Consider the following 12,204-nt stretch of genomic DNA (forward strand, 5'->3'; position numbering starts at 1 on the left):
ATCTCCTGAAGAAAACTGGGCTCGGCTAAAACTATCCCTTCGGATGCGTGCTGTCCGATTGGCGTTCGCCGTTGGACATCTGCTAACGTTCTTCTTCGCGTGGTCGTGATGATCACCGGTCCCTGGTAGCTCAATTGGCAGAGCATCTGACTGTTAATCAGAGGGTTACTGGTTCGAGTCCAGTCCGGGGAGCGCAACAAGACCCCTGCTTCGGCAGGGGTCTTCGCATGTCCAGCGCGATTGCCTCCCATCTGCTGGAGGCGGCGAGGCGGCAGGGCCCCCCACGCGTTACTGTGTGCCCATGTCATCGCCCGAACGTTCGAAGCTGTCGCTGCCCATCGCGCTGCTCGTCGGAATCCTCACCGCCGCGGTCTATGCGCTGTACTCCTGGTACCAGTGGCACCGGCTCGAGATGTGGTCCTGGGATCTCGGCATCTTCTCCCAACTCGCGAAGGCCTACTCGACGTTCTCGGCCCCCATCGTCAACATCAAGGGGCACGGCTTCAACCTCCTGGGCGACCACTTCCACCCCATCCTCGTAGTCACCGGTCCGCTGTGGAAGCTCTGGCCCTCCCCGGTGATGCTGCTGATCCTCCAGGCTGTCCTGTTCGGGCTGTCCGCCATCCCCCTGACCAGGCTCGCCGTCGACAAGCTGTCCGTGCCCGTCGGCACCGCCCTGGGCCTCGCGTACGGGCTCTCCTGGGGGCTGCAGTCGGCCGTGATGTCGCAGTTCCACGAGATCGCCTTCGCCGTGCCGATCATCGCGTTCGGGCTGACCGCCTACCTGCGCGGGCGGCTGCTGGCGTCGGCGCTGTGGATGGGTGCGCTGGTCTTCGTCAAGGAGGACCTGGGCGTCACGGTGGCGCTCTTCGGGCTGATCATCCTCGTGCGGCACTGGAAGGAACCGGGGGCCCGGAAGACCGGCTCGCTGCTGGCCCTCTGGGGCATCGCCTGGGTGTTCCTCGCCACCAGGGCGATCCTCCCCGCGCTGAACCCCGCGGACCAGTACGACTACGCGGACAAGCTCGGCAGCCTCGCCGATCTGTTCACCCCGGCCGACAAGTGGCACACCGTCGGGCTCCTCATCCTGGCCGCCGGCGTCATCGGGCTGCGCTCGCCGCTGACCGTGCTCATGCTGCCGACGCTGGCCTGGCGCTTCGCCGGCGAGGTCGAGCGCTACTGGGTGTGGCGCTGGCACTACAACGCCACCCTCATGCCCATCGCCATCGCCGCCCTCGTCGAGGCGGCCATCCTCTGGCCAAAGCTGCGCACCTGGGCGGTCGCCGCGACGGTGGCCTCCACCGCGATCCTCACCACTCAGCTACCGCTCCTGAAGCTGTTCGACGAGGACTGGCGCGAACCCTCGCCCCGGTGGGAGGCGGCACAACGCGCCATCGAGTCCATCCCCGAAGGATCCTCAGTGGCCAGCGACAACCCTCTGCTGGTCTACTACGTGCCCAGGGCGGAGGTCTACTGGGTGGACGGCAGCGCGCCGGAGCCGGATTTCGTCTCCCTCAATGAGGAGGGCAACTGGCCCAACTGGAGCAACGGCCGCACTCCGGCCGGGTACGCGGAGCAGCAGCACGGCGGCGCATACGAGACCCACTTCCACGAAGAGGGCTTCATCATCGTCAGGCGGCGATGAGCCGTTCGTAATCCTCCCGCAGCTCGCCGGGCGGAACCTCGTTCCACACCACGGCCAGCTTGCGGTCCTCGCCGAAGCCGAGGATGTGGCTGCCGTGATCGACCTCGTAGCCGCCCGAGGGCAGCTGCTTGGCCTCGGCGATGTCGATGCCGACGCTCATCGCGGCGGCCTTGATGTCCTCGATGTCCCCGCTGAGGCCGATGAAGGAATCGTCGACGCGGAGCAGGTACTCCTTGAGCGCCTCTGGCGTGTCGCGGGCCGGGTCCGTGGTCACGACGATGAGCGTGACGTCGTCGACCAGATCTTCCGGCAGGCGACGCTTGGCCGTGGCCATGTCCGCCATGATGCCGGGGCACACATCCGGGCAGTTGGTGTAGCCGAAGAACAGCACCACGGCCTTCGTCGTGGGGTCCTCGGCCGGGTTGTAGGGGTTGCCGTCCTGGTCGGTCAACGTCACGTCCGGGATGGTGTTGCCCCCGCCCTCGAGGTGCGTGCCGTGCCAGTCCCCCGCGTCGATCTCAGCGGCTGGGCCGTCGGTGTCAGGGCTGCAGGCGGCCAGTAGCGCGACGGCGCCCGCCGCGCTCAACAGGGTGCGTCGGCGCATCACAGGCGGGCCCTCTCGACGCCGTCGGCCAGGTCGTCGGCGAGCTCCCGCAACGTCTGCAGATCCGCGTTCATGTCCAGCCCGTCGCTGGCCATGCACTTCACGAGAGCCGAGCCCACGATCACGAGGTCCGCGAAGCCGCCGATCTCGGCCGCCTGCGCGCCGTCGCTGACGCCCAGGCCGATGCCCACGGGCAGGCTCGGATCAGCCGCCCGCGCCCGCTCCACGATGATGGGGGCCGCATCAGACGTCTGCGCACGGGCCCCGGTCACGCCCATCACGGAGGAGGCGTAGACCCACCCGCGGCATGACTCCATGGTCATGGCGATGCGCTCGTCCGTCGACGACGGGGCGATCAGGAAGATCCGGTCCACGTCGTGCGCGTCCGAGGCCTCGAACCATTCGGGGCAGTCGTCCGGGGGCAGATCGGGCGTGATGACGCCCGCGCCGCCGGCGGCAGCCAGATCGCGCGCGAACGCGTCCACGCCGTAGGCCTCGATGAGGTTCCAGTAGGTCATCACCATCGGTGTCGCCCCGGACGATGCCACGGCCTCGACCGCCAGGAACGCGTCCTTGACGCGCACGCCGCGGGCGCGGGCCTTGGTGGTGGCGTGCTGGATGACCAGGCCGTCCATCAGCGGGTCCGAGTAGGGGATGCCGATCTCGACGATGTCGGCCCCCCTCCCCTGGGTCCCCTCGACGATGGCCTTGACCACCGAGAGCGAGTCCTGCACCGTCGGGTAGCCCACGGGGTAGTACCCCACGAGCGCGGGACGGCCCTGATCGAGGCACCGCGCGACGGTGGTGCCGGACTTGCCCAGGCGTTTGGGATCAGTGAACTGGCTCATTCGATCGCCCCCACGGTGACATCAGGCTCGCCGGCCAGGTCGAAGTACTCGAAAGCGGTGGCCACGTCCTTGTCGCCGCGGCCGGAGAGGCACACGAGGATCGACGGTGTGGCGTCGGGATCCTCCTCGGCGATCCGCCGGCCCAGCCGCAGCGCCCCGGCGAGGGCGTGGGCGGATTCGATGGCGGGGATGATGCCCTCGGTGCGGGTCAGCAGCTTGAAGGCCTCCATGGCCTCCTCATCGGTGACCGGCTCGTAGGTGGCTCGGCCACTGTCGGCCAGGTAGGCATGCTCCGGGCCGACCCCGGGGTAGTCGAGGCCGGCGGAGATCGAGTGCGACTCGATGGTCTGCCCGTCCTCGTCCTGCAGCACGTAGGTGCGCGCGCCGTGCAGCACGCCGGGGCTGCCAGCGGCGATGGTGGCGGCGTGGCGGCCGGTGCTGATGCCCTCCCCCTCAGCCTCGAAGCCGTAGAGACGCACGCCCTCGTCGCCGATGAAGTCGTAGAACATGCCGATCGCGTTCGAGCCGCCGCCCACGCAGGCCGCGACGTAATCCGGCAGCCCGCCGTGGTCGTCGAGCATCTGCTGGCGAGCCTCCGTGGAGATCACGCGCTGGAACTCGCGCACCATGTAGGGGAACGGGTGCGGGCCGCCGACGGTGCCGATCAGATAGTGCGTGTTGTCCACCGTCGTGACCCAGTCGCGCATGGCCTCGTTCATCGCGTCCTTGAGCGTGCGCGACCCGGCTGCCACGGCGTAGACCTCGGCGCCCAGCAACTGCATCCGAGCCACGTTGACCGCCTGGCGCTGCGTGTCCACCTCGCCCATGTACACGCGGCACTCGAGGCCGAGCAGCGCCGCCGCCGTCGCGGTGGCCACGCCATGCTGGCCTGCACCGGTCTCGGCGATGACGCGGGTCTTGCCCATCCGCTTGGTCAGGAGCGCCTGGCCGAGCACGTTGTTGACCTTGTGCGCGCCCGTGTGGTTGAGATCCTCGCGCTTGAGGAGGACGCGGGCGTTGCCCGCATGCTTCGAGAAGTTGTCGGCCACCGTGATGGGGGTGGGACGGCCTGCATAGTCGCGCTGCAGCCGCTCCAACTCCGCGTGGAACTGCGGATCAGCCCACGCCCCATCGAACGCAGCGACCAGCTCGTTGAGCGCCGCCTGCAGCGCTTCGGGCACGAACCGGCCGCCGAAGCGACCGAAGTGCCCCCTGGAATCGGGGAGGCTCATGAACTAACTAGACCTTTCTGCGGCGGCCATGAAGCTGCCGATGGCGTGGGTCGGGTCGCCGTGCTTGACGAGCGCCTCCCCCACGAGGATGACGTCAGCGCCCTCCGCAGCGACCCGGGCGACGTCGGTTTCGGTGAGGATCCCCGATTCGGCCACCTTCACGGCCGCGTCGCCGATGCGTTCGACAAGGCCGCCGAAGGTACCCAGGTCGACGTCGAGGGTCTTCAGGTTGCGGTTGTTGACGCCGACGAGGCGGGCTCCCAGCGCGAGGGCCCGGTCCACCTCCTCGGCCGTGTGGGTCTCCACCAGCGCGGTCATCCCCAGCTCCGTGGTCAACCGCAGGAAGTGCTCCAACTCGGCGTCGGTCAACGCCGCGACGATCAACAGCACCAGATCCGCGCCGTGGGCGCGGGCCTCGTAGAACTGGTACTCCTCCACCATGAAGTCCTTGCGCAGGACGGGGATGCCCACGCGGGCGCGGACGGCGTCGAGATCTGCGAGCGACCCGTTGAAGCGGTGCTTCTCGGTGAGCACGGAGATGGCCGCTGCGCCGCCGTCGGCGTAGGAGGCGGCGAGCGCTGCGGGATCCGTGATGTCCGCGAGGTCGCCCTTCGACGGGGACGTGCGCTTGACCTCGGAGATCACGGCGAGTTCGGGCGCGCGGAAGCGCGGCATGGGGTCCAGCGCCGGCGGCGCCGCATGGGCGGCGCGCACCACGTCCTCGAACGGGGTGGCGGCCTTGCGCTCGTCGAGGTCTCGCCGGACTCCGGCGATGATGTCGTCGAGCACCGTCACGGCTGACCCAGACCCATGGCCTTCATGATTGCGGTGGCCAAGGCACCCACGACGATGACGGCAGCGCCGACGATGACCCACAGCCATGCCGGGCCGAGCATCGCGGCCACAGCGGCGATGGTGAAACCGACGGCGACGAGGATGGATCCGGCCCAGGCGGCAGGGCTCCGCCCGTGGTGGTAGTACTTCGGGGTACGTGCCATGAGCGCGGCCTTTCTAGTCAGAGAAGCTTCAGCCTGTGAGCCTACCCCCTATCCGTCGGGTCGGCACCGTCGTCCATCGCCTTCCAGAGGTCCTCCGGCTTCTCCTCCACCTCGCGCACCTTCCGGCGCCGGGGCTTCCAGAACCACACGAGCAGGGCACCGGAGGCCAACACGCCGAGGATGGGCAGAACGATCTCGGTCATGCCCGGCCCATGGCTTCGGCCCTGCCGATGGCCGCGATGACGGCGCGGGCCTTGTGCTGGCATTCCGCATCCTCGGTCTCGGGCACCGAATCCGCCACGATCCCGGCGCCCGCCTGCACGTGCGCCACGCCGTCGGCGAGGACAGCGGTGCGGATGGCGATGGCGACATCCGAGTTGCCGGCGAAGTCGAAGTAGCCCACCACTCCCCCGTACAGGCCCCGTCGCGACACCTCCAGCCGGTCGATGATCTCCATGGCACGCACCTTCGGCGCCCCCGAGAGGGTGCCGGCCGGGAAGCACGAAAGGGTCGCGTCGAGCGCGGTGTGCTCCTCGTCGATGCGGCCGGAGACGGCGGCCTCGAGGTGCATGATGTGGCTGTAGCGCCGCACGTTCATGAACTCGTGCACCGTGACCGAGCCGGGCTCGCAGATCCGGCCCAGGTCGTTGCGGCCCAGATCGACGAGCATGAGATGCTCGGCCTTCTCCTTGGGATCGGCCAGCAGCTCCTCGGCCATGAGCCGGTCCTCTTCGGGAGTCTTCCCCCGGGGCCGGGAGCCCGCGATGGGCCGGGTGGTGGCCAGCCCATCGGTCACGGTGACGAGAGCCTCCGGGCTGGAGCCCACGACGGCGAAGCCGGGCAGCCGCAGGAGATACATGTACGGGCTGGGGTTGGTCAGGCGCAGCGCACGGTAGACATCGAACGCGTCAGCCGAGATGTCGATGTCGAAGCGCTGCGAGACCACGATCTGGAACGCCTCACCCGCCCTGATCTCCTCCTTGACGTCCTCCACCATGCGGCAGAACTCCTCGGAGGTGCGCTGCCGCCGGATCGTGGGTGCGTCCGGTTCCCCCTCCTGGACCACCAGCGGGGTGCGCGGCTGGCGCAGTTGCTCAGCCATGGCCTCGACGGCGGCCACGGCCTCGCGGTAGGCGCGTTCGGCGCCCTCGTCGGTGCCGTCGTAGTTGATGGCGTTGGCCACCAGCCACAGTTCGCCGCGGTGGTGGTCCAGCACCGCCACCTCGGAGCTGAGCATCATGACGAGCTCCGGCAACTGCAACTCGTCGACGGTGGTCTCGGGCAGCTTCTCCAGCCGGCGCACCACGTCGTAGCCCAGGTAGCCGACCATACCGGCGTGGAAGGGCGGGAGGCCGGGAGTGGGGGGCGTGGCCAGTTCCCGGAGCGTTTCCCGCAGGACGGCCAGGGGGTCGCCGTCGGCGGGGATGCCGACCAGTTCGCGACCCACCCAGGTGGCCTGGCCGTCGCGCTCGGTGAGCGTCGCCGCGGAGCGGACGCCGACGAAGGAGTATCGCGACCACACGCCGGCTTCGGCGGACTCGAACAGGAACGTGCCCTCGCGGTCGCCGCAGAGTGCCTGGTAGAGGGCCACCGGCGTCAGGTCGTCGGCCAGCAGCTTGGCGTGCACGCTGATGACGCGGCGGTGGCGGGCGAGCTCGACGAACTCGTCAAGACTGGGTGAGACGATCACAGGGCATCCTCGGGGGTCAGGGCGGTGAAGAAGCAGGTGCGGTTGCCGGTGTGGCAGGCGGCGCCGGTCTGGCGCACGGTCAGCAGGATCGTGTCGCCGTCGCAGTCGACGGCCACGCCCTCGACGGCCTGGTGGTGCCCGGAGGTCTCCCCCTTCACCCAGAACTCCTGCCTGGACCGTGACCAGTAGGTGGCCTTGCCTGTGGCGAGCGTGCGTCGCAGCGCCTCCTCGTTCATCCAGGCCATCATGAGCACCTCGCGGGTCTCGGCATCCTGGGCGATGGCGGGCACGAGCCCATCGGCGTTGTAGGTCACAGCTGGCATGGTCATCATTGTGCCGCACCCATTGTCGGCGCCTCATAGACTGCCCACATGAAGTTCGCCCAGCGCCAGCGTGCCGCCCTCGCAGATCTCTTCGAGGAGCTCGGCCCCTTCGCCCCCACCAGGTGTGAGGGGTGGCAGACCCAGGATCTCGCCGCCCACCTGTACATCCGGGAACATCGCCTCGACGCCCTGCCCGGCATCGGATCGGAGAAGTTCGCGGACCGCACACAACGGATCCAGCAATCCGAGCTGCACAAGCTCGGCTTCCTCCCCATCGTGCAGGCCATCCGTACCCCCGGCTGGATCATGCGGCCGCTGGACAACCTGGTCAACTCCTCGGAGTTCTTCATCCACCACGAGGACGTGCTGCGCGCCAACGGCCGCTCCCAGACGCTCACCGCGAAGGAGCAGCAACACCTGTGGCCCATCGTGAAGGTGCTGACCCGGAAGGCGCAGTACGCCTACAAGGGGCAGCTGACCCTCACCCGCACGGACACGGGCGCGGAGCAGCGCTTCGGTCAGGGCGACCGGCCCATCCACCTCAGCGGCCTGCCGTCGGAGTTGCTGCTGTACCTGAGCGGCCGCGAGGCCGACGTGGAGGTCACCGGGGAGGCGGACAGCCTCAGCCGGTGGGGTGAGGCCATCAGCGGCCTCTGAGCTACGCTGCCGTCAGAGCCGCACCCCGAGGAGCTGACCTGACCGCGAGCCCAGATCCCACACGCCCGAGCAAGCCGATGCCACTGATCGATTTCGTGGAGTATGCGGCATCCCACGGCGTCCCCACCGACGATGGGATCCGCCTCCCCACGGAACGTGAGTTGGCGGCCCAGACGGGCCTCAGCCGGGCCACCGTGCGCGAGTACCTGGCGGCCCTGCAGATCGCGGGCATGCTCGGCAAAGTGCAGGGCTCGGCCAACGTGCTGCGGGCCGGCAGCAGGGCCGACGGCGCGCTCTACGCCCTGATGGTCCGCTCCGGCCAGATCACCACGGCCCAGATCGACGAGGCGCGTGAGCTCTACGAAACGGGCATGATCGGTTCTGTGGTGGACAAGGCCACCCCCGCGCAGGTCGACCAGCTCAACGCCTGCGTCGACGCCATGATCGAGGCCTCATCCCGTAACGACTTCGAGGCTGCGGTGCAGGCGGACCTCGGCTTCCACTCCATGCTCTACAGGATCCTGAACAACGCGGTCGTCGAGCGTTCCCTGGGCGAACTGCAGATGACGATGCGCTCCACACTCGTCGAACGGCGGAGGCCCTGACCAAGCACTTCAACCAGTGGCGGCGCCTGGTCGGGAATCCCTCACAGGAGTGAGCGGACCTTCTCCATCATCTCCACGCTGATGCCGCAGCGGTCGTAGAGGGTGGGCAGGGCGCCTGCGTCGAGGAATTCGTCAGGCAGGGCGATCGGGGTGATCTTCCGCGTGACGCCCTCCTTGACCACCAGTTCGGCGATCGCGCCGAAGAGCCCGCCGATGACGGTGTGGTTCTCGCAGGTCAGCACCCGTCGCTGGAAGAGGTGGAGGGTGGGGTGCTAACTGAGCTTGGCCAGGATCAGTTCCCTCACCTTGCCCGCATCGGCCTGGCCGCGCATCGCCTTCATGACCTGGCCGATCAGCGCGCCGGCGGCCTGCACCTTGCCGCCGCGGATACGCTCGGCGACATCCGGGTTCGCGGCGATCGCCTCGTCGACGGCGGCGCTCAACGCACCCTCGTCGGAGACGACGGCCAGGCCTCGCTTCTCCACGACCTCGGCGGGCTCGCCCTCGCCGGCGAGCACGCCGTCGATGACCTGGCGGGCGAGCTTGTCGTTGATCCTGCCCTCATCCACCAGCGCCTGGACGCCGGCCACCTGGGCGGGAGTGATCGCCAGATCCTCCAACTCGATGCCCGCCTCGTTGGCGCGCCGGGCCAGATCCGAGGCCCACCACTTGCGTGCGGATGCGGGGGTGGCGCCAGCGGCGACGGTCTCCTCCACGAGGCTGAGGGCACCCGCGTTGACGAGGCCGCCGAAGTCGATGTCAGAGAAGCCCCACTCCTGCTGCAGCCGACGACGGCGCTCCGCCGGGGGCTCGGGCAGCGTGGCCCGCAGTTCCTCCACCCACTCGCGCGACGGCGCGATCGGCATCAGATCCGGCTCCGCGAAGTAGCGGTAGTCCTCCGCGTCCGGCTTCGGGCGGCCGGACGACGTGGTGCCGTCCGACTCGTGGAAGTGGCGGGTCTCCTGCACCACCGTGCCGCCGGCGTCGAGCACCGCGGCCTGGCGCATCATCTCGTAGCGGATGGCCCGCTCGATGGAGCGCAGCGAGTTTACGTTCTTGGTCTCCGTGCGGGTGCCCAGCTTCTCTGCACCGATGGGAGCGATGGAGACGTTGGCGTCGCAGCGCAGCGAGCCCTGCTCCATCCGCACGTCGGAGACGCCGAGGGCCTTGAGGAGGTCGCGCAGGTGCGCCACGTAGGCGCGCGCCACCTGGGGTGCCTTCTCTCCGGCCCCCACGATGGGACGGGTGACGATCTCGATGAGCGGCACGCCGGCGCGGTTGTAGTCGATCAGCGAGTAGTCGGCGCCGTGGATGCGGCCAGAAGTGCCCACGTGCGTGGCCTTGCCCGCATCCTCCTCCATGTGGGCGCGCTCGATCTCGACGCGGTAGGTCTCACCGTCGACCTCGACGTCGACCCAACCGTCGAAGGCGATGGGCTCGTCGTACTGCGAGGTCTGGAAGTTCTTCGTCATGTCCGGGTAGAAGTAGTTCTTCCGGGCCATGCGGCACCACTCGGCGATCTGGCAGTTGAGCGCCAACCCGATCCGGATGGCGGATTCGACGGCCTTGCCGTTGATCACCGGCAGCGAGCCGGGCAGCCCGAGGCAGACCGGGCACACGTGCGTGTTGGGCTCCCCGCCGAAATCGGTGGGGCAGCCGCAGAACATCTTGGAGTTCGTGTTCAGCTCCACGTGCGTCTCGAGGCCCAAGGCGGGCTCGTAGCGCGTCAGCAGCTCGTTGTAGTCGACAACATCGGTCATCAGAATTCCGCCTTCGATCCCTCGAGCTGAGTCATGTCGCTCCACAACGGCCCGCCCCACTTCGCCTCGAGCGCGCGCTCGAGCACTGCGCCCACCCGGTAGATGCGGGCGTCCTCCATGGGCGGCGCCATCACCTGGAGGCCCACGGGCAGACCCTCGCTGAGCCCGGCCGGGAAGGAGCCCGCAGCGTTGCCCGCCATGTTGGACGGGATGGTGCAGAGGTCCGCCATGTACATCGCCATGGGGTCCTCAGTGCGCTCCCCCACCGTGAACGCGACGGTGGGTGTGCTCGGGGAGATCAGCACGTCGACCTGTTCGAAGGCCCTGGCGAAATCCGCCTGGATCAGCGAGCGCACCTTCTGCGCCGAGCCGTAGTAGGCGTCGTAGTAGCCTGCCGACAAGGCGTAGGTGCCCAGGATGATGCGGCGCTTGCCCTCGCGGCCGAAGCCCGCCTCCCGGGTGAGGTTCATCACCTGCTCCGCCGAGCGCGTGCCGTCGTCGCCGGCCCGCAGGCCGTAGCGCATGCCGTCGAAGCGGGCCAGGTTGGAGCTCAGCTCGGCGGGCTGGATGAGGTAGTACGCGGGCAGCGCATAGGTGAACGACGGGCAGGAGACCTCGACGATCTCGGCGCCGGCCTCCCGCAGCAGCTCGACGGCCTCGTGGAAACGTGCGAGTACGCCGTCCTCGTAGCCGTCGCCACTGAACTCAGTGACGATGCCCACCTTCACGCCCGCCAGGTCGGTGGCGCGGGTGGCGCCCACGAGGTCCGGCACCGGCAGGTCGATAGAGGCGGAATCCCGCGGGTCGTGGCCGCTGATGGCCTCCTGCAGCAGCGCGGCGTCCTCAGCCGTGCGGGCGCAGGGACCGGGCTGGTCGAGGCTGGAGGCCATCGCCACCATGCCGTAGCGCGACGACCCACCGTAGGTGCACTTGACGCCGACGGTGCCCGTCACGGCGCCCGGCTGGCGGATGGAGCCGCCCGTGTCGGAACCCACCGCCAGCGGCACCATGAACGCCGCGACCGCGGCTGCCGACCCACCGCCGGAACCGCCCGGGATCCGGGCAGTGTCCCACGGGTTGAGCGTGGGACCGAAGGCGGAGGTCTCCGTGGAGGAGCCCATCGCGAACTCGTCGAGGTTGGTCTTGCCGAGGATCACCATCCCGGCGGCGCGGAGCCGCTCGACGACGGCCGCGTCGTACGGCGGGACCCAGCCTTCGAGCATCCGCGAGGAGCAGGTGGTGGGGAAATCGGTGGTGCAGTAGTTGTCCTTGACGCCCACGGGGATCCCGGCGAGGGGGCCGAGTTCCTCGCCCGCGGCGCGGCGCGCGTCGACGGCGCGGGCCTGCTCCAGCGCGTGCTCGGCGTCGACCGCCAGGAAGGCGTTGAGCGTGGGGTTGAGGGCCTCGATCTGCTCGAGGCAGGCGCGGGTGAGTTCCTCGGAGGTGAGCTCACCGGCGGCCATCAGGCGGCCGAGTTCGGCGGCGGACTTGGTGATCAGGGCGCTCATCAGTCCTCGCTCAGAATCTGGGGGACGCGGAACCGGCCGTCCTCGCTGTCGGGCGCGCCGGCGAGCGCGGCCTCCTGGGTCAGGCCGGGGGTGACGACGTCGTCGCGGAACACGTTGGCCATGGGCACGGCATGCGTGGCGGGTGGCACGTCCGGGCCGGCCACCTCGGACACGCTGCGGACGGATTCCAGGATGACGTCCAGCTCGGGGGCCAGCTCGGCGCATTCCTGCTCGGTGAGCTGGATGCGGGCCAGAGCGCCCAGCCGGGCCACGTCGTCGGCGGTGAGACCCACGTCGAACTCCTCGGTAGTGCGGTGCGGCCGCCGGAGAGCGG

15 protein-coding genes and 1 tRNA gene are annotated in these 12,204 nt (G+C 69.1%); 4 read left to right on the forward strand and 12 right to left on the reverse strand.

Annotated elements, in window-relative coordinates; all coding sequences use genetic code 11:
* Positions 1–119: 119 nt before the first annotated feature.
* Both BN1186_RS12945 and BN1186_RS12950 read left to right on the forward strand, forming a co-directional pair.
* Positions 120–192: transfer RNA gene (locus BN1186_RS12945), tRNA-Asn, on the forward strand.
* A 109-nt stretch (positions 193–301) separates the two neighbouring features.
* The gene (locus BN1186_RS12950) at positions 302–1,645 is read left to right on the forward strand and encodes a DUF2079 domain-containing protein (protein ID WP_040284422.1); all 1,344 of its coding nucleotides are present in this window, start codon (positions 302–304) and stop codon (positions 1,643–1,645) included.
* Here the strand turns inward: BN1186_RS12950 and BN1186_RS12955 are convergent.
* The 8 genes from BN1186_RS12955 to hisI are packed head-to-tail and all read right to left on the reverse strand — an operon-like array spanning position 1,632 to position 7,340.
* The gene (locus BN1186_RS12955; RefSeq protein WP_040284423.1) at positions 1,632–2,249 is read right to left on the reverse strand and encodes an SCO family protein; all 618 of its coding nucleotides are present in this window, start codon (positions 2,247–2,249) and stop codon (positions 1,632–1,634) included. The genes BN1186_RS12950 and BN1186_RS12955 overlap by 14 nt on opposite strands.
* Entirely contained in the window at positions 2,249–3,070 is an 822-nt protein-coding gene (gene trpA, locus BN1186_RS12960; protein WP_052460260.1) for a tryptophan synthase subunit alpha, read from the reverse strand. The genes BN1186_RS12955 and trpA overlap by 1 nt, the downstream gene beginning before the upstream one ends.
* 23 nt (positions 3,071–3,093) lie before the next feature.
* Positions 3,094–4,329 (reverse strand): tryptophan synthase subunit beta, encoded by a 1,236-nt coding sequence (gene trpB, locus BN1186_RS15840; RefSeq protein ID WP_040284425.1) that lies wholly within the window; start codon positions 4,327–4,329, stop codon positions 3,094–3,096.
* A 3-nt stretch (positions 4,330–4,332) separates the two neighbouring features.
* Positions 4,333–5,124, reverse strand: a complete 792-nt coding sequence (gene trpC, locus BN1186_RS15845; protein ID WP_040284426.1) for an indole-3-glycerol phosphate synthase TrpC — start codon at positions 5,122–5,124, stop codon at positions 4,333–4,335.
* On the reverse strand, positions 5,121–5,327 hold the full coding sequence (locus BN1186_RS12970) for an HGxxPAAW family protein (protein ID WP_040284427.1): 207 nt from the start codon (positions 5,325–5,327) through the stop codon (positions 5,121–5,123). The genes trpC and BN1186_RS12970 overlap by 4 nt, the downstream gene beginning before the upstream one ends.
* Before the next feature lie 41 nt (positions 5,328–5,368).
* A complete protein-coding gene (locus BN1186_RS15620) occupies positions 5,369–5,530 on the reverse strand; it encodes a hypothetical protein (RefSeq protein WP_180349082.1) in 162 nt (53 codons plus the stop codon).
* Positions 5,527–7,017 carry an anthranilate synthase component I gene (locus BN1186_RS12975; RefSeq protein ID WP_246043317.1) on the reverse strand — a complete coding sequence of 497 codons (1,491 nt, stop codon included), beginning with the start codon at positions 7,015–7,017 and terminating at the stop codon, positions 5,527–5,529. Before BN1186_RS12975 ends, BN1186_RS15620 begins: the two co-directional genes overlap by 4 nt.
* Entirely contained in the window at positions 7,014–7,340 is a 327-nt protein-coding gene (gene hisI / locus BN1186_RS12980) for a phosphoribosyl-AMP cyclohydrolase (RefSeq protein ID WP_425471510.1), read from the reverse strand. Before hisI ends, BN1186_RS12975 begins: the two co-directional genes overlap by 4 nt.
* Positions 7,341–7,388: 48 nt before the next feature.
* Between hisI and BN1186_RS12985 the strand changes: the two genes are divergently transcribed.
* Both BN1186_RS12985 and BN1186_RS12990 read left to right on the forward strand, forming a co-directional pair.
* Complete coding sequence (locus BN1186_RS12985; protein ID WP_040284428.1) at positions 7,389–7,997, forward strand: TIGR03085 family metal-binding protein; 609 nt, start codon at positions 7,389–7,391, stop codon at positions 7,995–7,997.
* 77 nt (positions 7,998–8,074) lie between these two features.
* Positions 8,075–8,602: a FadR/GntR family transcriptional regulator gene (locus tag BN1186_RS12990; RefSeq protein WP_040284429.1), complete on the forward strand. Its 528-nt coding sequence runs from the start codon at positions 8,075–8,077 to the stop codon at positions 8,600–8,602.
* A 41-nt stretch (positions 8,603–8,643) separates the two neighbouring features.
* Here BN1186_RS12990 and BN1186_RS12995 read toward each other — a convergent pair whose 3' ends face one another.
* The 4 genes from BN1186_RS12995 to gatC are packed head-to-tail and all read right to left on the reverse strand — an operon-like array spanning position 8,644 to position 12,163.
* Positions 8,644–8,844 (reverse strand): transketolase family protein, encoded by a 201-nt coding sequence (locus BN1186_RS12995; RefSeq protein WP_040284430.1) that lies wholly within the window; start codon positions 8,842–8,844, stop codon positions 8,644–8,646.
* A 30-nt stretch (positions 8,845–8,874) separates the two neighbouring features.
* A complete protein-coding gene (gene gatB, locus BN1186_RS13000) occupies positions 8,875–10,362 on the reverse strand; it encodes an Asp-tRNA(Asn)/Glu-tRNA(Gln) amidotransferase subunit GatB (protein ID WP_040284431.1) in 1,488 nt (495 codons plus the stop codon).
* A complete protein-coding gene (gene gatA, locus BN1186_RS13005) occupies positions 10,362–11,870 on the reverse strand; it encodes an Asp-tRNA(Asn)/Glu-tRNA(Gln) amidotransferase subunit GatA (protein ID WP_040284432.1) in 1,509 nt (502 codons plus the stop codon). The genes gatB and gatA overlap by 1 nt, the downstream gene beginning before the upstream one ends.
* The gene (gatC, locus tag BN1186_RS13010) at positions 11,870–12,163 is read right to left on the reverse strand and encodes an Asp-tRNA(Asn)/Glu-tRNA(Gln) amidotransferase subunit GatC (protein WP_040284433.1); all 294 of its coding nucleotides are present in this window, start codon (positions 12,161–12,163) and stop codon (positions 11,870–11,872) included. The genes gatA and gatC overlap by 1 nt, the downstream gene beginning before the upstream one ends.
* Positions 12,164–12,204: the final 41 nt, after the last annotated feature.

The sequence above is a fragment of the Tessaracoccus massiliensis genome (assembly GCF_000826065.2).
GTDB lineage: Bacteria > Actinomycetota > Actinomycetes > Propionibacteriales > Propionibacteriaceae > Arachnia > Arachnia massiliensis_A.

Excerpts from the sequence above, each read along its gene's own strand:
- BN1186_RS12950 (WP_040284422.1), top strand. The coding sequence starts at position 302 with ATGTCATCGCCCGAACGTTCGAAGCTGTCGCTGCCCATCGCGCTGCTC.
- BN1186_RS12955 (WP_040284423.1), bottom strand. The coding sequence starts at position 2,249 with ATGCGCCGACGCACCCTGTTGAGCGCGGCGGGCGCCGTCGCGCTACTG.
- trpB (WP_040284425.1), bottom strand. The coding sequence starts at position 4,329 with ATGAGCCTCCCCGATTCCAGGGGGCACTTCGGTCGCTTCGGCGGCCGG.
- BN1186_RS12970 (WP_040284427.1), bottom strand. The coding sequence starts at position 5,327 with ATGGCACGTACCCCGAAGTACTACCACCACGGGCGGAGCCCTGCCGCC.
- BN1186_RS15620 (WP_180349082.1), bottom strand. The coding sequence starts at position 5,530 with ATGACCGAGATCGTTCTGCCCATCCTCGGCGTGTTGGCCTCCGGTGCC.
- hisI (WP_425471510.1), bottom strand. The coding sequence starts at position 7,340 with ATGCCAGCTGTGACCTACAACGCCGATGGGCTCGTGCCCGCCATCGCC.
- BN1186_RS12985 (WP_040284428.1), top strand. The coding sequence starts at position 7,389 with ATGAAGTTCGCCCAGCGCCAGCGTGCCGCCCTCGCAGATCTCTTCGAG.
- BN1186_RS12990 (WP_040284429.1), top strand. The coding sequence starts at position 8,075 with ATGCCACTGATCGATTTCGTGGAGTATGCGGCATCCCACGGCGTCCCC.
- gatB (WP_040284431.1), bottom strand. The coding sequence starts at position 10,362 with ATGACCGATGTTGTCGACTACAACGAGCTGCTGACGCGCTACGAGCCC.
- gatA (WP_040284432.1), bottom strand. The coding sequence starts at position 11,870 with ATGAGCGCCCTGATCACCAAGTCCGCCGCCGAACTCGGCCGCCTGATG.